This is a genomic window from Candidatus Thiodiazotropha sp. LNASS1 (assembly GCF_964212655.1).
Classification (GTDB): Bacteria; Pseudomonadota; Gammaproteobacteria; order Chromatiales; family Chromatiaceae; genus Thiodiazotropha.
This window is the reverse complement of record NZ_OZ156465.1, coordinates 2,465,587-2,489,395: the sequence shown is the minus strand read 5'-3', so window position 1 is coordinate 2,489,395 and position 23,809 is coordinate 2,465,587. Positions and strand designations below refer to the sequence as shown.

Below are 23,809 nucleotides of genomic sequence, written 5' to 3'. Positions count from 1 at the left end.
AACCGGCAGACCATCTGCGGTTGGATGAGATAATTCTAATCTGTAGTCTTCTTACCGCTGAACGGCCCCAGGTAAAACTGGTTGTGTTCCACGGCAAACACGTGTGAATGCAGATTCGCAATCCACTGCTTGCCTTCCTGGGTCAGCTGAAGGTAGCGCAAGGCGTCTTTCAGATAGGGCTGCGCCTTGTTCCAGAAAAAGACCGGATAATCCTCCGCAAGATCGGCGGCGTTGGAATAGCCAAGTCTTTCGGCAGTCCCGGTTTCAACGAACTCGTAGTAGAGTCCTGACAACCGGCGCATGTGGTCGGGATCACCAAGTTGGCCAATGAGATCGGCTGCACGAACCAGACCGGCCTCTGTATCAGTTTCCTGATGGTCTGCCGAGTCCGGAACAGGAAATCTCGTCAATTCAATGGCGCGTGCCAGGCGTTCGGTGTCGACATAGGGTACATCTTTCCCGCGGTTCTTGGCGAAGAGGATGCCGCGGTCGACATGATAGGGTGTGAGAAAGGCATCGGAGGCGCCGCGCGGTGGCGTAATGCGGTTTCCTTCTGCATCGATGACAAACGCTGTATCGGAGTCGCCGGGGCAAACCCCACGGACGTATCCGATGTCGTGCAACAGGCAGGCCACCATAAAATGCAGCCAGTCGTCAGGATTGACGCGTTTGACCATGTGGCGACCCCGCAGAATCGCCTCGCCAACCAGTGTGACCTGCACTGTATGGTGGACATCGTGATACAGGGCGTCGCTGTTTGCTATGAGTTCCAGTACCATGCGTGCGGCGGAATTGAGGGCCTTGGGATACAACGGTTCCTGTGGACCGTAGAGGCTAAGATAGGTTTCCTCAATATGGTTGCCGAGTGTCTCTATAATCAGCGTGGTGATTTTCATAGTACTTCCATGTCTTGATTTGTTTATTCTGAGCAGTATGACCAGAGTATAGACAAACGCTATTGACCGGTTGGCAGGGTGTTGTGTATTCGATAGCCTGACACAGAATGTCACATTATTGTGGTGAATATTACCTATGGCCTTGCCGGGTTGACCGATCGGTGACATTCACTGTATTCAATTTCCCTGTCTTGTTCCAAGTGCATATTGAAAATCGGATTTGACTCAGTTGAGTTTGGACAACCGGTTTTTCTACCCAGGGCAATCGATACGCAGACAGACTGACCAAGGTGTTATCGTTTAGTTGTTATACGGATGCCTGGTTCGCCAGATTGGCGAATTCCGCCACGCTGAGCTGCTCCGCCCGGTTGCCGGGATCGATGCCAGCTGCCGTGATGGCGTCCGCCGTCAACAGCTTGCCCAGGCTATTGCGCAGCGTCTTGCGCCGTTGAGAGAAGGCCTGGCTGACCAGTCTGCTGAAGCGATCCCAATCATCGATTTGGTAAGGGGGCGGTTTCAGCGGCAGCAGACGCACAAAGGCGGATTCGACCTTGGGTGGCGGATTGAAGGCGCCGGGTCCGATGCTGAACAGCGATGTGACCTCGGCCCTGGCCTGCAGCATCACTGTCAGGCGACCATAGGTCTTACTCCCAGGCTTCGCCGCCATGCGATCCACCACCTCTTTCTGTAGCATAAAATGCATGTCGCGGATCTGATCGGCCTGGTCCAGGAGGTGAAACAGCAGCGGTGTGGATATGTTGTAGGGCAGGTTTCCTACCACCCTGAGCGGTCGCTCCGCCTCCGCCAGCTGTGTGAAATCGAACTTCAAGGCGTCTGTATTGTGGATCCGCAATTCACCCAGCGAGGCGCAATGCTCTGCCAGCGGTGTCACCAGATCGCGGTCCAGTTCGACGGCGTGCATACGGCCGATCATAGGCAGTAGCTCCGTGGTAATGGCGCCTTGTCCGGGCCCGATCTCGATCAGGTTGTCACCCGGTTGCGGATTGATGGCCTGAACGATGCGCTGGATGATGCCGGGATCGTGGAGGAAGTTCTGGCCGAATCTTTTTCTGGCCCTGTGTGTTGGTGGATTAACCATGCGTTTATTCGTTCTTTCAGTCAGTCAAAATTCGGCTAATTGGATGAGCCCAATGATATCACCACGTCAGATCCGGGTGTGGGGTGATTGCATGTCGCTTTGAAAGTTGTATTGGTGCTATTGTCGGGGTGGACATCATTAATTCCGGCCTTGGCAGACCGTTTCGCTTAAAAAAATGTGTTTCATGATGAGAATTTTGGTTTTTTCAACTGGATGGAAAATAGAATCTTTTAAAATCCAATTCCATTATCACTCAAAATTCCATCTGCCCTGTGACACACGTTTTGTATTGGTTTGACATGAGATGATCGCTTCAATCCAAATATTTATCCCAGGAGATACCCATGAGTATTGCTGATAGCTACGACGCAATACCATACGAATCAACTCCTTTACCTGAAACACATCCAGGACATTTGGCATGTTTGGCGCGTCTGTATGGGATTGATTCTGTTCCACCGACAAATTGCAATGTCCTGGAACTTGGCTGTGCCTGCGGAGGTAACCTGATACCCATGGCAGCGCGTTTGCCGGATAGCTATTTTCTGGGTATTGAGCTATCTCCTGAACAGGCGCAGGAAGGGTCATCCCGGATTGCTGAGCTTGGTTTGGCAAACTGCGAAATAAGGCAGGCGGATATACTTGAGCTGCAGGATGAGGGGCTCAGGTTCGACTACATCATTACCCATGGTGTCTATTCCTGGTCACCTCCTGAGGTTCGTACACGGATAAAGGAACTCTCTTCGCAGTTACTTAGCCCACAGGGCGTGGCTTATATCAGCTATAACAGTTACCCGGGATGGCGTATGCGAGGGATGCTGCGCGATATGCTGCTGTATCAGGTGCGGGATATCCTATCGCCGCGTGCCAGGCTGGATGCCGCTCAAAATTACCTGGATTTTCTCGATGCGGGATTGGGGGGATCGGAGCAAGCGCTCTTGTACTATTTGAAAGATGAAATAGAGCGCATACGCAACGCACATCCCAGCTACCTCTATCATGAGTATCTGGAAACCTATAATGAACCTGTGTTGCTTACCGATTTCATCAGTGAGGCAAATAAACATGGTCTGGACTATATCGTTGATATTGTGCTTGAGATGCAATTTCCCGGCTACCTGGGAGAAGAGGCTGAACGATTTCTTAACATGATTGACGATCCGATTGGACGGTTGCAACAGGCAGATTTTTTATTGAACCGCAGTTTTCATCAAAGCCTGCTGTGTCATAAAGCCAGGCAGCCTTCTCGCTCGCCGGATATACAACAGCTACGTAACTTCGCATGGATAGCTGATTTACGTCCACCTAAAAAACTGGACCTGCGCCGAAACAAGCCGGCGCCCTTCAAGCATTCGGAAGGTCAGAAGTACGAAATTGCCCATCCCTTGACCAAGGCGGGAATAGCCTTGTTGACAGACTATTTTCCAACACCTGTCTCTTTTGCTGAATTAGTGAGTCGAGCGGCAGAATGGGTGCGTGGCAACGGCGGCGATCATTTTGCAGCGCAGGAAAATGAAATGCTCAATGAAATGCTGATGCTTTATGCGAAGGGCATCCTCCATGCAAGACCAATAGATATGGTTGGCGACACAGTCGGCCTGCCCGATTGGCAGATGGATGCAGTAGCTCGCCTGGGTATATTGCGTGGGGACGGTCATATTCCAACTATTCATCATGCGGGAATACATCTGGATCAGTTCGCTGCACGTGTTGTCAGGTATATAGATGGGTCCACGGATAAAGAGAAACTGCTACATAAACTGTGGGAGGATTTCAAACCCGAAGGTGATTTGGCGGGATTGGTCGATTCAAGGTTGTCCGCCGATGAGTTGATAGCCCATTTAGATCATCATTTGGAGCGGCTCCTCGCCATGTTTAGAAAACATGGTGTGCTCGGATAAGTAAAAGGGATTTGCTTTCAACTGGCGCTTCTTTTACTGACCCAAACAACTTGCCCAGTTCGAATACTGATGTGTTTTTACTCGTTATGCTTAAGGCGTCGCATCCATTTTTCAGTGCCCACAACGGTATAGATCGCGAGGCCGCCACCCAGTATCAAACCCCATTCTACAAGACCGATCGGCGCGGTCCCGAAAAGCAGGTTCATTGTTGGGACGTAGGTCATGAGTATCTGCAACCCTGCCATCACCGTCACGCCCAGGATAAGCCATCGGTTAGAGAATACACCTAGCTGAAACATGCTGTAACGCAGCGAGCGGCAATTGAACAGGTAGAAAAGCTCGCCGAATACAAACATGTTCATGGCCACAGTTCTTGCGATTTCAAGGCTTTGGCCCTGACTCAGCACCCATTCGAAGAGACCGAAAGCACCGGCGACCAGCATCAAACTCACCACCCCGATCCGTATGGCCAGCTCCTGGGTGATCACAGGTGTTTCAGGACGGCGGGGTGGCCGGGTCATGATACCCGGTTCCTTATCTTCGAAGGCGAGCATCAAACCCAACAGTACGGCAGTCGTCATGTTTATCCATAGAATCTGTACCGGGGTGATGGGTAAAGCGACGCCGAGAAAGACCGCCAGCAGAATTACCAGGCCTTCCCCCACGTTTGTCGGCAGTGTCCAGGTGATGAATTTGACCAGGTTATCGAATACTGCGCGTCCTTCCTCGACAGCCGCTTCGATGGTCGAGAAGTTATCGTCGGTCAGTACCATGTCAGCCGCTTCCTTGGCCACTTCTGTTCCTCCCATGCCCATGGCGACACCAATATCGGCCTGCTTGAGCGCAGGCGCGTCGTTGACACCATCGCCTGTCATTGCCACGACATGCCCTTGGGCCTGGAGCGCCTCGACCAGACGTAGTTTCTGTTCGGGCGTAACACGGGCAAATACTGCGATTTTTCCAGCGGCATCCACCAGGTTCTGATCGGTTAGTTCGGTCAGAGCGTGGCCGCTGATCGCAAAATCATCCATATTGTCTTTGGTGGTGCCATCCAGACCGATCTGATGAGCGATGGATGCAGCAGTTACCACATGATCACCGGTGATCATCTTCACCCGCACCCCTGCCTGCTGACAGGTATTTACAGAGCTTATTGCTTCCTGTCTGGGGGGATCCATCATTGCCTGCAGGCCCAAGAAAGTCAGGCCCTCACTCACGTCAGCGTGACCGACTGATGAGGTAGGTGCGCTTGGAATCTTTCTGGCAAAGGACAGCACGCGAAGACCGCGTATAGCCATTTCCTCTACTTGCTGATCGATCAGATCTGTATCGAGCTGAGTGCGATCTCCATTGGAATCCAATGCGTCCTGACAACGCGAAACGATGCTCTCTACGGAGCCTTTCATGTAGATAATACCGTGGGCTTCGGCGGCCGTCTGGTGCAGGGTTGCCATATAGTGATGTTCGGACTCGAAGGGGAGGGTATCGATACGAGGATATTCCTGTTCGGAGGAATCCACCGTAAGACCCGCTTTCAGTGCTGCGGAAACCAGGGCGGCCTCGGTCGGGTCTCCCTCGATTCCCCATTTATTCTCGTTATGGATCAGACGGGATTCGTTGCACAACAGACCGGCGCGAAGGCATTCAATCAGTACGCCATGTGCTTTGACGTCGATGACGGAATCGCTGAGGGAAATGTTCCCTTCCGGCGCGTAGCCGGTGCCGGCAAACTCATAGCATCCGCCACCGGCGCAAACCTCCTTAACGGTCATCTGGTTCTGTGTCAGGGTGCCGGTTTTATCGGAACAGATGACCGTGGTGCTACCCAGTGTTTCCACAGCCGGCATGCGGCGGATGATGGCATTGCGCCTAGCCATCTTGCTGACGCCGATGGCCAGCATAATAGTCATGGCGGCGGGCAATCCTTCCGGTATTGCGCCCACGGCCAGCGCTACCGCGGCCATGAAGGTTTCCAGCAATGAGCCGCCATGCATCCACCCGGCCAGAATAGTCAATCCGGCCAGGACCAGAATGATCCATAACAGAACACCACTGAATTGGGTGATTTTACGCGTGAGCGGTGTGGCAAGTATCTCGGCACTGGAAATAAGTGCATTGATATGGCCGATCTCGGTCGAATCGCCGGTGGCAACCACCAGCCCGGCACCTGTGCCGTGGGTCACCAGGGTCGATGAATAAGCCATATTATGACGATCGGCCAGCACGGTTTCCTGGGCCAACTCTTCAGTCCGCTTTTGTACAGGCACGGATTCTCCAGTCAGAGTGGATTCATCGATCTGCAATTCCCGAGAATGCACCAAACGCAGGTCGGCAGGCACCTTGTCCCCAGATTGCATCAGCACCAGGTCGCCGGGGACGACATCAGAAGAGGGAACAACGGTTTTCTTGCCAGCCCTGACTACGGTGGCTGAACCTTCCATGGATTGTGCCAGGGCCTCGATGGCCTTCAGCGCCTTGGATTCCTGGATGAATCCAACGATGGCATTGACCAGCACTACCCCGAAAATGACACCGCTGTCGACCCACTCTTGCAGGAGAAAAGTAATGAGTGCCGCGGCGAGCAGGATATAGATCAGCGGCTGATGAAATTGCAGAATGAAAAGCTCCAGCGGACCTTTGCCCTTTTGCGGCGTTAGACGATTTGGACCGAAATGGGCGTGACGATGCTCCAGCTCAAAGATATCGAGCCCTTTTGTCGCGCTGGACTCCAGAAGCCCCTCGACTTCATCTGCTGATAAATGATGCCAATGTTTGGAAAGTAATGTATCCACACCAGTCTCCTGCTGACGGAATATTAGGATCAGCCCTGTTTAATTCTCGTTTTTTCACTGCATCGCGTAGCTTTACACCGGTAATTTAATCGCAGTCAGTCTTAGTCACAACACCGACAATCTCGAGAGAGATTTTCAGCTCCACGGCACTGGTATAAACACCGGTCTGACCGCCAGAAATACTGTCTTATTGCATGGTTAAATATATTGTTTAGGTTGTGTTTAAGCGCTGGCGCAGTAATACACTAAGAAAAAAATAGACAAACTATTAGAAGCATACATTTACTTTCATTTCGCTACAACATTGTAGAAAATAGGCAATGCTTCAACCATCTGGCTCTTGGATAGAGGTGGAAAATCCACACCTGGGTGAGTGTCCAGCAGCGCCCGAATTGCTACCTGTTCAGAGAGCTTCACCACTACTGCATGGTTTGGATAGCACGAAACGCCTAAGTATCACCCTCAACGGGATTGCAGCTACTTTCGATGTATGCGGCATGGCTGACTTTTGTATGAATTGAAATGCGGGTCATAAATAAGGGATATGAAGCTGTGTTATTCTGTTGGATTGACAATTGGAGGGTTACAAATCTATTTTGATCTGGAAATCTGATGCAACTTTCAGTCTTGTCGGTCAGAGACGTTGCATTTATTCCGCCTAAACTTTATGCGCAACACGGAAGTTGTTTTTACCTCCCCTCTTTACCTCATACATGGCCCTGTCGGCACTCCGCACGAGAGCATCCCGCGTATCGCCATGATCGGGGTAGATAGCAACGCCAACACTGACACCGACATTCAACTTATTGCCTTCAAAGAAACAGGGCTGACCCACTGCCTGAATCAACTGAGCCGATACACGATCGGTATCCGCGAGCGTCGCAATACAGCTTAATATAATCAGGAATTCATCACCGCCTATACGCGCGACCGTATCGACCTCACGCACGATAGCGGACATACGAACCGCCACTTCCTTCAGCAGCGCATCACCCGCATCGTGACCATACTCATCGTTGATCTTCTTGAACCCATCGAGATCGATAAACAGCACGGCCATTTTACAGTTTTCCCTTCGCGCCTTGGCAATCGCCATTTCGATACGGTCTTCCGCCAGACGCAGACTGGCGAGGCCGGTGAGGGCATCATGGGTGGCCAGGCGCTGAATCTCCAACGCGGCCGCTTTACGTTCGGTGATGTCATTCCACATACAGAATATGGCTGAGCGTCCGCGGTATGGGATACGTGTCAGGGACACCTCCACCGGAAAGGTCGTACCGTCGCGCTTCATATGCTCCCACTCGAAACGGTTATAGCCGTATTTCATGGCCTGGGCCAACATTGCCTTGGCCTTTTCATCGGAGGACATCCCATCCGGTTGGAATTCCGGTGATAACGCCCAGGGCGGCGTATTGACCAGTTGTTCCGGGCTCTCGTAACCCAGCAGGCGGGATGACGCCTCGTTGGTCATGATGAACTGATTGCCCTCTATCAACCACATAGGATCTTCCGAGGTTTCAAAGATCAGACGGTATTTTTCTTCACTCTCGCCCAACAGCCTGTTGGTCTCATTCAGCTTTTTATTGATCCTGGCCAGATCGACTGTCCGTTCCCTGACACGCCGCCGCAGTATCAAATTCCAGGTCAGGATGATAACCGCAGCAAATACCGCAAGCGTACCAAGCAGTACGATCCACTGCTCTCGCGACAGTTGCCACCATGCCCGGTCCGCCACATCGAACCGCACCCATCTGTCCATGATAGCGCGCCGCTCTTCATCAGTGATCAGTCTCAACCCTTTATCGAGTATATGCCGAAGCATTGTCCAGTCCTTACGTATCGCCAAGGACAGCCTGTAGCGATAACCTGACTCTCCCGCCACTTTTAGGTTGCTGATCCCCTCCTGTTCCATGTAATAGGTAGAGGTGGCCAGGTTCCCGACCATGGCGTCCACCTCGCCAAAAGAGACCTTGCGCAATGCACTGCGGATATCGGGGGCCACGTCGAGCGCTATCGTCGGATAGTTTTTTAAAAGAAAGTCATGCGCGGCATAACCCGAGACGACGGTTACCCGCTTCCCGATCAGGTCCTGCATTCCCAGCACCCCCTCCTCGTCACGCCGTGTCATTATGACAGCGGGGACATCGATCATGGGTTGGGTGAATGACATATACTCCAGGCGTTGTTCTGTGGGGCTGGCCGCTGCCCACATATCCACCTCGCGACTTTGTGCCTGGGCGACTGCCTGGTCCCAGTTTTTCAGACGAACAATGTCAAATCTGAATCCGATCTTCTCTTCCAGTTTTCGGACGTAGTCGGCAGCCAGGCCATGATAAGCGCCGCTATCATCAAAATATTCGATAGGTGGAAAGTCGGGATCCGGGGCGATTCGGATCACGGGGTGCTGCTCCAGCCACATTCTCTCCTGTTGCGTGAAGAGGGCTCTGTCAAGATTGAGCTGCGTACTGCCCACAGGAAGATTGGTGGGATCGATCCCGAAGTGATCCAACTGAATACTGTCGAACATCAACCGATTCACGCCGGTTTTGAGAACAGGCACCTCCGAAACCGGCTTACCGCTGAGGATCTCCGCCATCAAACTCCCTGCGGCACGCCCCAGGCGATAGCCACTGACGGCATAGCCACCGACCACCCCCTGTCCGATACGAAACTCCAGCATGCTATAGACGGGCGCCTTGCTCTTGTTGGTAATCAGGCGGGAGCTCTCTTTGGGCGGGATGAAGCGATCCAGGCCGTCCCGGTAGTAGTTGCCGAGCAGGACGATGCTATTCGCCGGTAGCGCGGTCAATTGCTCTTCGAGCTCGGCGATTGGTATCTTATCCGCATAACGGACAGGAATCGTCAGCCCCATACCACTCAACTGCTCACGGATCTCCGCCTCTGTGGCGCGCCCGGTCGGCAGGTGATCATTGATCACAAAGACCTGTCGGGTGTTGGGATGCAGCGCCAACGCCAGCGACAAGGTGCCTTTGGCATCGTAGCTCTCCGTCACACCGGTAAAATTCGGGTACCCCTCCAGCAGTTCGTCCTTGAAGAAATTGACACCGCAGAACACCACCGGCACGCCGGGAAACAGCGCCTCGCCATGACGGCGCATAAAGTCAAAGGCATTATTATCCGTGGCGAGTACGGTCGTAAACTGGCGTCCCGCGTACTTGTTATGTAAAAAGTCACGTACCTGCTGTTCATATTGCGGCGTGAAAGGGATCCGCTTGGTGTCCATGTACTCCGAAAAGATTTCGGTATCATCTGCCTGATCCCGTAACGTATCGGACACGCCACGCTGAATATCAACCACCCAATCCATGCTTGAGTGGTATGAATTAAGGACCAATACTTGACGGGGATTCGCCAGTTCAGCTGTGGACAATGGGGGACTCAGTACAGTCAAACCGCATATCAGAATCGATAGCAACACACCAGCCCTATTGCAAAGCCGGCGCCAACGCGAATTACCTTTTTTTGTCATATGCAAAGTACAACTTAATGTATGTTTTGATGCTGTACCGCCTCGAAACACTGTTCAGAACAGCAGTGCATACACATGAAACCACATACTCTATAAAGTATAGCGTGCAGGCTGAAATTATGTTCGGGTGAGATAGGCAGACGCAACAGGCACCGCAACCGCCATGACACTACGATAGATACTTTCATTCCTCAAACCTCAATATTGTTTTATGATTCAGGGCAATTGACCAGTCTTTGAGTAAACAATCGAACGACCATCAATCTCTTCATGAAAAATCAGTGGGGATGAGTTCCAACGGAGACTAGCCATAACAACACCGGTTCAGAATTGAGCTGGGTATGCGCACAAACAGAGAGCATTAGCTTCACTGTCTGCAATGACCAATGAATATTTCAGAAGGATGAAAATGCTCATTGGTTTATGGCAATTCTGCTTTAAGGTGGCATCATTCCAATTGTTCTGCATTTTAACTCATTGAATGGTAAAGATATTCACTTAAAGTGATCGGTCTTGGCCGAATCATTTCCCTGGACGGTGGTTCAAGGGGCTGCCGATTAGGCTTGTAGATTGGTTCGTTATAGATTGTCAGGCTGGATACAACGAGTGCGCACGCCTAGTTCATACGGCATTTGTTTCTCGGTTAGTCTGGCTTTCACCCTCATCGATCAAGTGTTGCAGGAAGGCCTCGGTTACGGCTGAAAGTCGCTTCCGCTTGAGATAGACCGCGTACCATTGCCGCAGCAGTGGGAATCCTTTTACGTCCAGCACAGTATAGGCGCCTGATGCCGCATCCAGACTGAGCGTGTGTTGGGAGACAATGGCTATTCCCAGGCCACCTGCGACAGCCTGCTTGACCGCCTCGTTGCTGCCGAGGGTCATGCGTGTCTTCAGTTCCATCTTCCGCTCCTCGAAAAAGCGCTCGGCGGCGAGGCGCGTGCCTGAGCCCTGTTCGCGCATGATGAACTGTTCATCGGACAATCGTTTTGCGGATAAGCGCTTTATGCCTTCAAGGGGATGTCCTGTGGGCGCAATCACCACCAGGGGGTTTTGCATAAATGGCACTGCCTTGACATCCAGGCTGGCGGGTACCCGACCCATGATGTAGAGATCGTCCATATTCTGGGTCAGGCGAGTCAGGCACTGGTCCCGGTTTATTACCTCCAGCGCCACCTCGATACCGGAATGCCGCTGGCAGAACTCCCCCAACAGACGCGGCACGAAATATTTTGCCGTGGTGATGATTGAGAGCTTCAATGTACCCCGCTCCAGCCCCTGCAGCTCAGCCAGTTCTGTCGAGAGCCCCTCCAGTCTCGCCAGCACATCCCTGGCCGCCTGTTCAACCCTGAGACCCGCATCCGTCAGGTAGAGCTGTTTTCCCACCTGCTCATGCAGCGGCACGCCTATCGCCTCAGACATCTGTTTGATCTGTATCGAAAGCGCCGGTGTTGTCATGTGTAACTCCGCTGCGGCCCGGGTCATGTTTTGGTGGCGTGCCAGTACAGTGAAGATGGCGAGCTGGTGGAGTGTCAGTCGTCTGTACATATGGTTATATTAAAGTAAAACAATACATTTTAGATGTTTAAATTATATAAATCTGAATATGCACGTAAAGTGGCATCAGGATTCACCCGGAGTGCCGCTCCCCGCAGACAGCCTTTGCCGTTGCCCGGTGGCGCTTTATTGTTCAGGAGATTGTTATGCCGATCGTTGATATGAAGGGGATGCTCGATCATGCCTACTGCAATGGTTATGCGATCGGCGCCTTTGATGTGGTCAGTCTCGATTTTCTCACCGGTATCATGTCGGCCGCCGAACGCTGCCGCTCACCGGTGATACTCTCACTGGCAGAATCCCACTTTGAGCATTTCGACTTCGAGCTGCTCATGAGTGCGGTGGAACGCGCAGCGCAACGGGCGACAGTTCCGGTGGCGATCCACCTCGATCATGGCATGAGCATTGAGTCGGCTGTACGATCCATCAGTCTCGGTTGTAACGGGGTGATGGTCGACGCCTCGAACCGTCCATTTGAAGAGAATGTGGCGTTAACCCTGGGTGTCGTGCAAATGGCGCGGGGTTGCGGTGTGCCGGTCGAGGGTGAGCTTGGCTACGTGCCCGGTGTCGAGGGAGAGGATGCCGAGCGCCATCCCGGTGAACTGGTCTATACCACCGTCCCTGAAGCGAAAGCGTATGTACAGCGTACCGGCATTGATTTTCTCGCCATATCCATCGGTACTGTGCACGGTAGGATGAAGGGGGAACCCAACCTCAACTATGCGCGACTTCAGGAGATCAACGAGGCTTTGCGCATTCCGCTGGTGCTCCACGGCGGTACCGGCCTCGCTGATGAACAGTACAGCAGGCTTATCGCCAACGGCATCAGCAAGATAAACTACTATACCGCGCTGGCAGATGTCTCAGGTCATCGTATACAACAGAATGCGAAGCGTGGAGAGCAGGGCTACACCGCGCTGGTGAATGGTACGGCGGATGTCATCTCACAAGAGGCCGAGCGATGCATGCGTCTGTGGGGGGCGGCCGGTCGCGCCGACGAAATTCTAAAGGACTGCGATCCCTGGGCACCGGTTGAACACCTGATCATCTACAACGCCGATGCAAGCGAACAGCAGGTGCGTGACATGATGGCTGAAGGGCAGCGGGTGCTTTCCCGAATTCCAGGTGTCAGGGCGGTATTCACTGGCAACGCAGTACAGGAGGCGGCCCGCTATCGTTTTACCTGGCTGGTTCGTTTCTGTCACCCGGCGGTGATCGACAGTTATCGTGAACACCCGGATCACGTTGCCTTTGCCGATAACCATTTTCGTCCTGTCGCAGGTGACCGTATCAGTATCGATTACCAGGGCGTGGAAGCTAGGGGTACCCTGGCTGACAAGGACAAAGGCATCAGGAGAAGTGCCTAACGGCATACTTTCATTCAATGCGCCCTAACTATAATAGGCTGCCCTCATTTGCTACGGAACATTCCTGTAAATGGGAGGCAAGCTATAGGCAGCGACAACAATTGATTTCTCTCAAAACAGTGGATTCAATATTCGTCATAGTATTGTATTTCAGCCAACAACCATGACCGGCATGAGTGGATCAGCGGGCGCCGAAGTCTGCTGAAATTAAAGTCCGGTAGTGAAATATAAGATCTGATGTCCGCGAGCTGAGGTATATTAAGAAAGGGTGTTTTGTTATTTATGATTCGTAAAATACTCATCGCAAACAGGGGCGAAATTGCCGTTCGTATTATTCGTGCGTGTGCGGATATGGGTATTCGTTCTGTCGCGATCTATTCCGAAGCGGACCGCTTTTCCCTGCATGTTAAGAAGGCTGACGAGGCCTTCAGTCTCGGCAGTGATCCATTGGCGGGTTATTTGAACGTACACCGGATCGTCAATCTGGCGGCATCGACAGGTTGTGATGCGATCCATCCAGGTTATGGGTTCCTCTCGGAAAACCCTGAACTGGCGGCGGTCTGTGCACGACGCGGCATCACCTTTATCGGTCCCAGCGCCGATGTGATCAAACGCATGGGTGACAAGACCGAGGCACGTGATGCGATGAAGGCTGCGGGCCTGCCTGTCACGCCGGGCTCTGACGGTAACCTGGAAAATATCGAGGAGGCGTTGGAACTCGCAGGGGAGTTGGGTTATCCGGTGATGCTGAAAGCGACTTCCGGCGGTGGGGGTCGAGGCATTCGTCGTTGCGATACAGCGGAAGAGTTGCAGCGCAATTATCAGCGGGTAATCTCGGAAGCCACCAAGGCATTCGGCCGTGCCGATATCTTCCTGGAAAAGTGCATCGTTGACCCTCGTCATATCGAGGTTCAGGTACTGGCGGATCATTACGGCAACGCCATTCATCTCTATGAACGCGATTGCTCGATCCAGCGGCGTAATCAGAAATTGATCGAGATTGCGCCCTCACCGCAACTAGATGAGGCCCAGCGGCAATATCTCGGCGGGCTTGCGGTATTGGCCGCCAAGGCGGTGGGCTACACCAACGCCGGTACGGTCGAGTTTCTGCTCGATGCCGATGGGCGTTTCTATTTCATGGAGATGAACACCCGGGTACAGGTGGAGCATACGATCACTGAAACCATCACCGGGGTGGATATCGTGGAAGAACAGATCCGGGTGGCTGCGGGTTTGGCCCTACGCTTCGAGCAGCATGAGATCGTGCACCAGGGTATTGCGATCCAGTTCCGTGTCAATGCCGAAGATCCAAAAAACGGTTTTCTGCCCAGCTTTGGACGCATATCACGCTATTATGCGCCGGGTGGTCCGGGGGTGCGGACGGATGCCGCCATCTATACCGGCTACACGGTTCCCCCCTATTATGATTCGATGCTGGCCAAAGTGATTGTCTGGGCACAGGAGTGGGAGGATGCCATCAACCGGGGTGAGCGTGCCTTGCGCGACATGGGTTTGCAAGGCATCAAGACCACCATACCCTACTATCTTGAAATCCTGCGCCATCCACAGTTCCGTTCGGGTGAGTTCAATACCGGTTTTGTCGAGGCCCATCCGGAGCTGACCCAATTCTCCCAGAAACTCAGCCCGGAAGACCTGGCCCTGGTCTTGGCGGCGGCGACAGCAGCCCATACGGGTCTTTGATCAGGAGTTAGCGAATGTCCAACAAGGTACAAGTCACCGATGTCATCCTGCGTGACGCCCACCAGTCATTGATCGCAACGCGCATGCGCACGGAGGACATGCTGCCGATTTGCGAGAAGCTCGATGGGATCGGTTACTGGTCGCTGGAGTGCTGGGGCGGCGCAACCTTTGACGCTTGTCTGAGATTTTTGAAAGAGGACCCCTGGGAACGCTTGCGCAAGCTGCGTCAAGCGCTGCCGAAGACCCGGCTGCAGATGCTTCTGCGCGGCCAGAATTTATTGGGATACCGGCACTATTCCGATGATGTGGTGCGTGCCTTCGTGCGCAAGTCCGCAGAGAATGGCATGGATGTTTTCCGCATCTTCGATGCACTTAACGATCTGCGGAATCTTCGTACCGCCATCGAGGCCACCAAGGAGGCCGACAAGCATGCTCAGGGTACGATCTCTTACACTGTCAGCCCGGTGCATGACGTTGCGGGCTTCGTCTCCATGGGACGGGAGCTGGAGGCGATGGGCTGCGATTCGATTTGCATCAAGGATATGGCTGGATTGTTGACCCCATACGCCACCGCAGAGCTGGTGAAGGCATTGACCGATGCGGTGGATCTACCCCTGCATCTGCATTGCCATGCGACGGCAGGTCAATCCGAAATGTGTCAGTTCAAGGCGATTGAAAACGGCTGCCGTCATATAGACACGGCTATCTCGTCTCTTGCGGGAGGCACCTCTCATCCGCCCACCGAAAGTCTGGTGGCCGCGCTACGCGGTACTGAATACGATACGGCGCTGGATCTGGAAGCGATTCAGGAGATCGGGCTCTACTTCTACGGGGTGCGCAAGAAGTACCACCAGTTCGAAAGCGACTACACCGGTGTGGATACCCGGGTCCAAGTCAATCAGGTCCCCGGTGGTATGATCTCCAACCTGGCCAATCAGCTTCGGGAGCAGAACGCCTTGGATCGCATGAGTGAGGTTTTGGCGGAAATTCCCGCAGTGCGCGAAGACCTCGGGTATCCGCCGCTGGTCACGCCAACGTCTCAGATTGTCGGAACTCAGGCCGTATTGAATGTGCTGACCGGCAAGCGCTATCAAACCATTACCAACGAAGTGAAACTCTACTTGCAGGGCGGGTATGGATTGGCGCCGGCGGTGGTCAATCCCACCCTTCAGCAACAAGCCGTGGGTAGCGAGGAGTTGGTCGAATGCCGGCCTGCCGATCTGCTTCAGCCAGAGCTGGATCGATTGCACCGCGAGATTATTCCCCTGGCCCAATGCGAGGAAGATGTCCTCTCTTTTGCCATGTTTCCGGAAGTGGGCCGCAAGTTTCTCGAGGAACGGGAGGCCGGTACGCTCCGTCCCGAACCGTTGGAGCCGATTCCGAGTTCAACAGACAGTTCAACGGCGGGAATCGCGGCGCCAACCGAGTTCAATATCAACCTCCACGGAGAATCCTACAATATAAAGGTCACCGGCGCCGGACACCGGGGCGAGGCCCAGCGCCACTTCTACTTCACTGTCGATGGTGTGCCGGAAGAGGTTTTAATCGAAACGTTGAGCGAGGTTGTACTCGATGGCGGTGCAGAAGGTGCGGTCAAGGATTCTATCGCCGGCAAGCGTCCACAGCCTTCAGCGGAAGGGCATGTGACCACCAGCATGCCGGGCAACATCGTCGAGGTCCTGGTCAGCGAGGGCGACAAGGTCGAGGTGGGTCAACCGATTCTGGTTACCGAGGCGATGAAGATGGAAACTGAGGTGCAGTCCCCTATCGCGGGGTTGGTCAAGAAGATTTATGTGCAGAACGGCGATGCGGTGAGCCCGGATGAAACGCTGGTCGAGATCGAAGAGGAAAACTAGGGCCTGTTAACACTAATCCAATGCGCCCTGTTGTGTCTGAAAAAGCGCCAATCAAGGCGCACCCCAAGGGCACTTCCTTCGGGGCGCGAGGAGAGAGGTTTGGTTATTCCAAATGAGCGACAAGCAACGCCGAGTGGCGCTTTTTCAGGCATACCCCAAGGGCACTTCCTTCGGGGCGCAACCCGAAGGGCTGGGGCTGTTTTCGCCCCCAGCGGCGTTATCATTCGCTCATGTAGAATAACTACACTACGCTCATTCTGCCTTGCTGGGCACAAAAACAGCCCCAGCAGGGCGTATTGAATTAGTGTTAACGGGCCCTAGTATTCCGGTTTGAATTCGAATCGGGTGTTGACGAGTTAGATGCCTTTAATATCAAGGCAAATGTTTGATCTGTTGCAGTATACCTGATTGGTATGTTCCAAGGCGTTTGCAGTATCAGCACACAGGTCGATAGCTGAATACATAAGTAATGGTGGCCCAACTGTACCGTGAGTTACGTTAAGCTGTTATATCAGTGTTGGTTTTTTTGTCCCGCCTCAGTATGCGTATTATGACTAAACCCGATAGCATTAATAGTATGGCTGGCGGTAGCGGGACGGGAGAGACGTCACCATCCCTGACGGCCCAGATGTTTAGCTCGTCACTCAGGATTCCAGTGAAATTTTGGTAGCCGAAATGGAAATGCAGATTCCACGCCCTTGCACTTGTAGTGAGGTCGGTCAACGTATCAGACCAGTAACTGCGGTATTGTAGATTATCAAATGGATTGTAATTGCCGGACATCGGAATGGGATCGTTGACATCCAGTGATGGATTTGCTTCGAATCCTAGGTTGACGTAGTACATATAGGCCAATTCACTGCTCTGGCCCGTCTCGTCGAATCCTATCGAATCAAATTCGTCGATGAACGTGGCTGGCATTCGCCAGTCATTCCAGGTGACATCACGAATGTTGTCATAAAACTGCAGATTGCTCACCCAGTTATCTGCATCCACCCAATTCATTTTGCCGCTTCCCTGAACTCCGAGCCCTAAGGTTTCGGCATAGGAAGCGTCCTGCAGCCAAGTGACATCCAAGAAATTGTCGTAGATGAGTCCGCCACCTCTATCGAAAAGGGCGGCTTGCGTATAGCCCGTGTACAGGCATGCAGTGAAAAACGCGATAGATAGTGAGAGCAAGTTCTTGTCCATGATCCTGGAACTCCATGATATCTTTGAATATCAGTTTTCAAACTGCAGTAAACTGTTTGTCATAACAAGAAAAACAATGAAAAATGAAGGATTTCATGTATAGGGTATTATAACTCAATCCTAGTTTTTTGAAAAATCCCACAATATGCCTGCTTTGTTGATAATGGCGCATATACATCGATCAATCCCTTCTGATAAATCCCTTATTTTACCTGTGATGAATTATAAACCAGATATTTTGAGGTAAATTGAAGAGTTTTCGAGGGTACGAAGATACGTCGTTTATATTTCCTGTCATTCTCTCTGTCAAAACAGTTGATCCAATGAATTGACAGGCGGCTTAAACATATGACTAAAGCAAACTATACTGAAAGCTTGCAATATCTGCTGCTTAATCACTTTCCTGTATGCAGTAACCAAAGAACTGCTGCATTGATTCTGTCTGTTGGATGAGATGCAAACAACCGCATGATTTTGGAGCGTATGATGAAAATACCGTTTCATTGTTTACTCCTTTTTCTACTCACTGCCAATGTGAGTCTTGCAGAAAATAGTGTGCGTGATTATCCAGTAGAACAGATTGCGCAACATACCTATGTTATCCATGGCCCGCTTGGCTATCCATCGGTCGAGAATCAGGGGTTCATTAATAATCCAGGATTTGTGGTTACGCAAAATGGTGTGGTACTGATCGATCCCGGTTCGAGTGTGCAAGCCGGAAGAATGGTGCTGAGACAGATAAAAAGCATCACTGATAAACCTGTAACACATGTAATTAATACGCACATACACGGCGATCACTGGCTGGGTAATCTTGCAGCTGTCGAGGCTTTTCCCAAAGTGGTCCTGATCGCCCATCCCAATATGATCAGGCAAGCGCATGCCGGCGCTGCGGAAGAGTGGGTTGAGCAAATGGAACAGGACACCGAGGGGTTTACACGTGGAACCCGTGCCGTAATACCGACGCTGTCTACATCGGATCTCTCGAATTTGGAAGCCGGTGGTATCGTTTTTCGATTCCACGCTCCGGATAATGCGCACAGCGACACGGACGTTATGATAGAAGTGGTACAGGATTCAGTACTTTTTCTGGGTGACAACGTGCTGCATAAGCGGATTCCTCGTCTGGATGATGCTACCTTCATGGGTAATATCGCCGCATGCGATGTTGCGCTGAATCTTGCAGTAAAACACTATGTTCCCGGGCATGGGCCAAGCGGTGATGTCAGCATCGTGAGTGAATTCCGCGACTATCTGGAAATGCTGTATAACGCAGTGGCCCTGCTCTATGAAGAGGGGCTAACCGATTACGAAATGAAACCCAAAGTGTTGAAAGAGCTCATCCGATTCTCGGCCTGGACCAATTTCTACGATCAGTTGGGCAGGCACGTGAGCCTGGCGATTCTGGAAGTTGAGGAGAACAGTTTTTAACGGATCGGGTAAGACATGATCGTCGTTGATGGTCATACTCCGGCAATCCCACAACAGAATTTTCAAAATAGCAAACAGCATGCCATGACAAGCAGGGTTTTAGGGAATACAAGGTTTATGTGTATGGAATTCTAACTCTATGCATTGTTTGTAAAAAATAACTCGACAGTATTACCAGGCCGCTAATGATCTATGAATGGGGTTATCCATACAAACCCTCCGGGTAGGAATTTAAGGATCCGATCTGAATCCTGATCGATCATCATGGCGGTGTTGTTACACGAAAATATAATGCTGGCTGAATAACTTAACCTGGAAGAGATCTATCATGGCCGGATTCGTGATTGCCGGCAATTCCGGTGACGCGAGGATATCGGGATCGCAGCTAACTAGTCGATAACAGTTGTGGCTGCTAGTCTGGAGTTGATGATAAGGACACAGATAACCAATGCATATAGATTCGAGCGGCCATAGGCCAATCGGGAGTTGCAGCGAATAACAATCGAGGAGGGTTACATGACTCAAATGAAACAAGGTCGGGAGTTTAGAGCACCTGAAAACACAGCTGACATGCAGCGTCGTCAATTTCTAAAGCGCTCGGCTGCCGCTGGCGCACTGACTATCAGCGGCGCACCTTTTATTGGCAACGCAGTCGCCGCCGAGACCACCACCTGGAAGATCCAGACCTCCTGGCCCGGTGGTATCGGCCTGGAAATATTCAAGGACTGGTGTAACGGAATTGTGGAGAAAACCGGAGGCGAGCTGGCGTTCAAGCCTTTCGGTGCGAAGGATGTAGTGGGGGAGTTCCAACTGTTCGATGCGGTGAAGAACGGGGTTCTCGATGCCATGAATCCCTTCACGCTCTATTGGGCCGGGCGCATGCCCTTGGCGGTTTTTCTCTCTTCCTATCCCTTGGGTTTGCGTAACCCTCATGAATGGGACACCTTCTACTACGGTCTTGGTGGTCTGGAACTGGCTCGGGAAGCCTTCGGCAAGGTGGGACTCCATTTTGTCGGACCGATTCATCACGGTCCCAACATCATCCACTCCAAGGTGCCGATCCGATCGATAGACGATTTTCGCGGCCGTAAGATGCGCCTGCCTGGCGGTATGGTGGCGGAGGTATTCCAGGCGGCCGGTGCTAAGACCACGTTGTTGCCTGGGTCTGAGATCTTTCCCGCATTGGAGAAGGGAACCATCGATGTGGCGGACTATGTCGGGCCGGCAATCAACCATGCCCTGGGTTTCCATCAGGTGACCAAGTACATTTCCATGGGGCCGCCGGGATTCATGTCCATCTATCAACCGGTGGATCTGATGGATCTCACCGTCTCCAAGAAGTCTTGGGATAAGCTGTCAGCGAACATGAAGCAGTTCGTGGAGATGGAGGTGCACACCTACTCCGATCTGCATCATGCGGCGATTCAGGCGGCCGATCAGAAGGCGTGGAAGAAATTCGAGGAAGCCGGTACTGAGGTCACCCGTCTCTCCGAGGATGATGTGGAGGCCTTCACGATGCTCTCTGTGCCGCTTTGGTACAAATGGGCTAACAAAGACGCCCACGCAGCCAAGGCCTTCAAGATTCAGCTGGAGTACATGATGTCAGGTTCCCTGGGATACGTGGATAAGGAGATGATCAAAGGGCATAGCCTGAAGGCCTGATCCAGTGATAGGCTGACGGGGCCTGCATACGGGCAGGCCCCGGACTACCCGATAATCCATCGAAGAATAACTGCTGCGCCATGCGTAGGGTGCCGCCGGGAGATCCAATCCCATGCCTGAGATCAGTTTTGTACTGCCCCACTGGCTCTACTGGAGTGGCCTGATCCTGTTTCCCCTGTTTGCCATGGTGTTGTTCCGCAAAGCCGCACACCAGGAATCTGGCCAACCCCTTTCCCTCTCTCTCGGCTACTTTCTGCTCGTCGTCGGTGGTTTTTTCGGCGTGCACAGGCTCTACCTGAAGAGCTATTGGGCACTGGCATTCATAGCGCTCTTCACTTCTTTGCTGGTAGTGAATGTAGAGGTACGGAGTGTACGGGACGATCTCTCAGCTGCACAGAACGGGATCAAATTGGCCGAGTTTAAAGTGCAGCGTGCGGAAAAAGCGGTCAACAAGGGACGTCGTAATGCAGAACAGCGTCTCAGCGATGCCAGCCAGAGGTTGATCAGCGCCAGGGCGTCACTTGAAGATGCGCAACAGGGGAGTGAGCGCTGGAACCACATCGCGCAGGCTCTGGGAGCCGGCATGCTTCTGCTGCTGCTTATAGATCTGCTGGTGATGCCAAAACTGATCCAAAGGCGTAACCAGGCAGAGAAGTTACAACCGGGTGACGGATTTCACTGCCCCAGTGTCGAAGCGGAACACCAGGACAGCCTTGAGCCCTTTCTCATCAATCGGGTGATCTCCCGCATTAACGGCCTGGCCGGGGAGTTTGTCGCTTACTGGTCGGTAATTGCGGTATTCGTCTACTACTACGAGGTGATTGCCCGCTATGTCTTCAATTCACCCACCAATTGGGCCCACGAAAGTATGTTTCTCATGTTCGGCATGCAGTATCTCATCGCCGGTGGTTTTGTCCTACGCGAAGGGGCGCATGTGCGGGTGGATGTGATATACAACAAACTCTCCAACCGTACCAAGGCAGTGGTGGATCTCTTTACCTCTATCTTCTTCTTTATCTTTATGGTCACCCTGTTGGTAACCGGATGGACCTTCTTTTACGACTCCTATGAAGTGAATGAGGTCTCCATCTCCGAGTGGGGTATCCAGTACTGGCCGATCAAACTGGCACTCTCTCTGGGGGCGCTGCTGTTGTTGATACAGGGCGTCGCCCAGTTGCTGAAAGATATTTCGGTGGTGATCAAACCCGGCGCAGCGACACTGGATGCCGAAGTGAGGCCGGAAGGCTAATACCATGGGACTGGAAATCGATATCGTCTGGTTGACCGTCCTTATGTTCGGCTCGCTGCTGGTCCTGTTGATGGCCGGATTACCCCTGGCCTTCGTCACCGGTGGCCTGGCCTGTGTCTTCCTGTTCCTGTTCGGCGATGCCGCCATGCTGAATATATTGCCGTCACGCATCTTTCCCCTGATGACCAACTACCAGCTGTCGGCGATCCCGCTGTTTATATTCATGGCCTCGATGCTGGAACGGGCCGGGATCATCGAAGAGCTCTACGATATGGTCTACAAGATCCTCGGCGGGCTGCGCGGTGGCCTGGCCATCTCCACCATCATCGCCTCAACCCTGTTGGCCGCCATGTGCGGTGTCATCGGCGCCACTGAAGTCACCATGGGCATGATCGCCCTGCCGGCCATGATTCGCCGCCACTACCATCCGACCATCGCTTGCGGTTCCATTCTGGCTGGAGGCACCCTGGGGATTTTGATCCCGCCGTCGATCCTGGCCATCCTGTTTGCCGTGATTGCACAGCAGTCCGTGGGTGAGCTCTTTATCGGCGCGGTCATACCCGGTCTGATCCTCTCCGGTCTCTACATCATCTATGTGGCTGCAGCCACCACGATAAAGCCAACCTGGGGACCTCCTTTACCGAAAGAGGAGCGGGTGAGCACGCGGGAAAAGATTCATCTGCTGGCCAATATGTTCGCCCCCTTGGCTCTGGTGGCATTGGTCCTGGGAATTATCTTTGCCGGGATCGCCACACCGGTTGAGGCAGCGGGAGTCGGCACCTTCGGTGCTCTGGTGGTGGCCGCCATGCATCGACGTCTCACCATCGACAATATTCGATCCGCCGCCATCACAACCCTGAGGGTCACCGGTATGGTGCTCTGGATCATATTCGGAGCCACATTGTTTGTCGGCTTCTATGTGGTGAATGGTGGTCAGGAATTCGTCAATGAGTCCATCGCCGGCACCGGCCTGGGTCCCTATGGTGTGCTGATTCTGATGATGGTGATCCTGGTGATCCTGGGTATGTTTCTGGATTGGGTCGGGATTCTGCTACTGGCGGTGCCAATCTTCATCCCTTTGATGAAGACCATGAGTTTCGACGGGGTCTTCGGTCTGCCGGGCGTCAGTCCCGAAGATCTGCCCCTATGGTTTGGTGTGGTCTATATGGTCAATATGCAGATGTCGTTTATCAGTCCGCCTTTCGGTTACGCCCTCTTCTATCTCAAGAGCGTCGCACCCCCCGAGGTGACAATGGGTCAGATCTATCGCTCATCGCTTCCATTTCTGTTCCTGCAGGCTGTCGGGCTGGCGATCTGTATTATCTTTCCGGAAGTCGTTCTATGGCTGCCGAGGCAAGTATATGGTTGATGATTTTCGGAAAAACCGATTCAGACCATAATATCGATATTGCCGCCAATGGAACCGCTGGCGTTTGCTTTCGGTGCGCTCTGCTCTATAGATGCGATGAGCTGCGCTGCGGTCTGTTTTTCCATCTCCATCTCTTTCTTTTGCACTGCCACACTGGTTTCAGTTTTGGTCGCGATATTCGCAAGCATGCTGGCAGATGGGGAGCCGGCTCCGGAAACTTCCATAATATTACCTCTGGGTCACGCAGGATC

Annotated in this window: 15 protein-coding genes; 8 read left to right on the top strand and 7 right to left on the bottom strand. The window is 52.7% G+C overall.

Features of this window, described 5'->3' with window-relative positions:
* Positions 1-35: 35 nt before the first annotated feature.
* Both AB8516_RS10980 and rsmA read right to left on the bottom strand, forming a co-directional pair.
* Positions 36-896, bottom strand: coding sequence for a hypothetical protein (locus AB8516_RS10980; protein ID WP_369160580.1), 861 nt, complete (start codon positions 894-896; stop codon positions 36-38).
* A 307-nt stretch (positions 897-1,203) separates the two neighbouring features.
* Positions 1,204-1,995 carry a 16S rRNA (adenine(1518)-N(6)/adenine(1519)-N(6))-dimethyltransferase RsmA gene (rsmA, locus tag AB8516_RS10975; RefSeq protein WP_369160578.1) on the bottom strand — a complete coding sequence of 264 codons (792 nt, stop codon included), beginning with the start codon at positions 1,993-1,995 and terminating at the stop codon, positions 1,204-1,206.
* A gap of 344 nt (positions 1,996-2,339) precedes the next feature.
* On the opposite strand from rsmA, the gene AB8516_RS10970 reads away from it, so the two are divergent.
* Positions 2,340-3,896 (top strand): methyltransferase regulatory domain-containing protein, encoded by a 1,557-nt coding sequence (locus AB8516_RS10970; protein ID WP_369160576.1) that lies wholly within the window; start codon positions 2,340-2,342, stop codon positions 3,894-3,896.
* A gap of 77 nt (positions 3,897-3,973) precedes the next feature.
* Here the strand turns inward: AB8516_RS10970 and AB8516_RS10965 are convergent, their stop codons facing one another.
* The 3 genes from AB8516_RS10965 to AB8516_RS10955 form a co-directional block, all read right to left on the bottom strand.
* Entirely contained in the window at positions 3,974-6,688 is a 2,715-nt protein-coding gene (locus AB8516_RS10965; protein ID WP_369160574.1) for a cation-transporting P-type ATPase, read from the bottom strand.
* A gap of 658 nt (positions 6,689-7,346) precedes the next feature.
* Complete coding sequence (locus AB8516_RS10960; protein ID WP_369160572.1) at positions 7,347-10,079, bottom strand: ABC transporter substrate binding protein; 2,733 nt, start codon at positions 10,077-10,079, stop codon at positions 7,347-7,349.
* A gap of 720 nt (positions 10,080-10,799) precedes the next feature.
* A complete protein-coding gene (locus tag AB8516_RS10955) occupies positions 10,800-11,723 on the bottom strand; it encodes a LysR substrate-binding domain-containing protein (protein WP_369160570.1) in 924 nt (307 codons plus the stop codon).
* 155 nt (positions 11,724-11,878) lie between these two features.
* On the opposite strand from AB8516_RS10955, the gene AB8516_RS10950 reads away from it, so the two are divergent.
* From AB8516_RS10950 to oadA, 3 genes are all read left to right on the top strand, one after another.
* Positions 11,879-13,099 (top strand): class II fructose-bisphosphate aldolase, encoded by a 1,221-nt coding sequence (locus tag AB8516_RS10950; protein ID WP_369160568.1) that lies wholly within the window; start codon positions 11,879-11,881, stop codon positions 13,097-13,099.
* Between the two features lie 282 nt (positions 13,100-13,381).
* The gene (locus AB8516_RS10945; protein WP_369160566.1) at positions 13,382-14,800 is read left to right on the top strand and encodes an acetyl-CoA carboxylase biotin carboxylase subunit; all 1,419 of its coding nucleotides are present in this window, start codon (positions 13,382-13,384) and stop codon (positions 14,798-14,800) included.
* Positions 14,801-14,814: 14 nt separating this feature from the next.
* Positions 14,815-16,656: a sodium-extruding oxaloacetate decarboxylase subunit alpha gene (oadA, locus tag AB8516_RS10940; RefSeq protein WP_369160564.1), complete on the top strand. Its 1,842-nt coding sequence runs from the start codon at positions 14,815-14,817 to the stop codon at positions 16,654-16,656.
* A gap of 498 nt (positions 16,657-17,154) precedes the next feature.
* On the opposite strand, the gene AB8516_RS10935 is transcribed toward oadA, so the two are convergent.
* On the bottom strand, positions 17,155-17,847 hold the full coding sequence (locus tag AB8516_RS10935; protein ID WP_369160562.1) for a hypothetical protein: 693 nt from the start codon (positions 17,845-17,847) through the stop codon (positions 17,155-17,157).
* A 555-nt stretch (positions 17,848-18,402) separates the two neighbouring features.
* On the opposite strand from AB8516_RS10935, the gene AB8516_RS10930 reads away from it, so the two are divergent.
* The 4 genes from AB8516_RS10930 to AB8516_RS10915 all read left to right on the top strand — a co-directional run bounded on the left by AB8516_RS10930 (position 18,403) and on the right by AB8516_RS10915 (position 23,558).
* Positions 18,403-19,278: an MBL fold metallo-hydrolase gene (locus AB8516_RS10930; protein WP_369160560.1), complete on the top strand. Its 876-nt coding sequence runs from the start codon at positions 18,403-18,405 to the stop codon at positions 19,276-19,278.
* A 516-nt stretch (positions 19,279-19,794) separates the two neighbouring features.
* Complete coding sequence (dctP, locus tag AB8516_RS10925; protein ID WP_369160558.1) at positions 19,795-20,940, top strand: TRAP transporter substrate-binding protein DctP; 1,146 nt, start codon at positions 19,795-19,797, stop codon at positions 20,938-20,940.
* 112 nt (positions 20,941-21,052) lie between these two features.
* Complete coding sequence (locus AB8516_RS10920) at positions 21,053-22,189, top strand: TRAP transporter small permease subunit (protein WP_369160556.1); 1,137 nt, start codon at positions 21,053-21,055, stop codon at positions 22,187-22,189.
* Between the two features lie 4 nt (positions 22,190-22,193).
* Complete coding sequence (locus AB8516_RS10915) at positions 22,194-23,558, top strand: TRAP transporter large permease subunit (protein WP_369160554.1); 1,365 nt, start codon at positions 22,194-22,196, stop codon at positions 23,556-23,558.
* A 20-nt stretch (positions 23,559-23,578) separates the two neighbouring features.
* Here AB8516_RS10915 and AB8516_RS10910 read toward each other — a convergent pair whose 3' ends face one another.
* On the bottom strand, positions 23,579-23,782 hold the full coding sequence (locus tag AB8516_RS10910; RefSeq protein WP_369160552.1) for a putative motility protein: 204 nt from the start codon (positions 23,780-23,782) through the stop codon (positions 23,579-23,581).
* Positions 23,783-23,809 lie beyond the last annotated feature (27 nt).

Coding starts and splice junctions, on each gene's coding strand:
- AB8516_RS10980 (WP_369160580.1), bottom strand. CDS start 896: ATGAAAATCACCACGCTGATTATAGAGACACTCGGCAACCATATTGAG.
- rsmA (WP_369160578.1), bottom strand. CDS start 1,995: ATGGTTAATCCACCAACACACAGGGCCAGAAAAAGATTCGGCCAGAAC.
- AB8516_RS10970 (WP_369160576.1), top strand. CDS start 2,340: ATGAGTATTGCTGATAGCTACGACGCAATACCATACGAATCAACTCCT.
- AB8516_RS10955 (WP_369160570.1), bottom strand. CDS start 11,723: ATGTACAGACGACTGACACTCCACCAGCTCGCCATCTTCACTGTACTG.
- AB8516_RS10950 (WP_369160568.1), top strand. CDS start 11,879: ATGCCGATCGTTGATATGAAGGGGATGCTCGATCATGCCTACTGCAAT.
- AB8516_RS10945 (WP_369160566.1), top strand. CDS start 13,382: ATGATTCGTAAAATACTCATCGCAAACAGGGGCGAAATTGCCGTTCGT.
- oadA (WP_369160564.1), top strand. CDS start 14,815: ATGTCCAACAAGGTACAAGTCACCGATGTCATCCTGCGTGACGCCCAC.
- AB8516_RS10935 (WP_369160562.1), bottom strand. CDS start 17,847: ATGGACAAGAACTTGCTCTCACTATCTATCGCGTTTTTCACTGCATGC.
- dctP (WP_369160558.1), top strand. CDS start 19,795: ATGACTCAAATGAAACAAGGTCGGGAGTTTAGAGCACCTGAAAACACA.
- AB8516_RS10920 (WP_369160556.1), top strand. CDS start 21,053: ATGCCTGAGATCAGTTTTGTACTGCCCCACTGGCTCTACTGGAGTGGC.
- AB8516_RS10915 (WP_369160554.1), top strand. CDS start 22,194: ATGGGACTGGAAATCGATATCGTCTGGTTGACCGTCCTTATGTTCGGC.
- AB8516_RS10910 (WP_369160552.1), bottom strand. CDS start 23,782: ATGGAAGTTTCCGGAGCCGGCTCCCCATCTGCCAGCATGCTTGCGAAT.